The sequence below is a fragment of the Streptococcus sp. HMSC065C01 genome (genome assembly GCF_001813525.1).
GTDB classification, from domain to species: Bacteria; Bacillota; Bacilli; order Lactobacillales; family Streptococcaceae; genus Streptococcus; species Streptococcus parasanguinis_V.
In genome coordinates, this window is the sequence record NZ_KV812824.1 from 1 (window position 1) to 251 (window position 251).

Annotated in this window: 1 protein-coding gene; it reads right to left on the bottom strand. The window is 34.3% G+C overall.

What is annotated here, in order from left to right; all coding sequences use genetic code 11:
- Positions 1-69: 69 nt before the first annotated feature.
- Positions 70-251: hypothetical protein (locus HMPREF2918_RS11410; RefSeq protein WP_218108096.1), on the bottom strand; the 182-nt coding region annotated here is incomplete at its 5' end.

The window sequence follows — 251 nt, forward strand, 5'->3', positions numbered from 1 at the left end:
TTAATTGTCTAACTTTTTGGGGTCAGTACAAAGTTGGGTCAACCTCTTTTTTAGTGCACATAGGATATTTTACTCCATGTTTTCCTGACTCTTATCGTTTGTGCTAACAGGTAAAAGACTAAAGATAGGGAGTTTTCCCAATGTATGTATGAAAGAATGAGATAGGATATTTCCTGATTCACAATAGGCGATAGATAAAGATAAAAAATATTTATAGCGAAAAAAACAGGTTTGTCTAGCAGGGCTAGAAC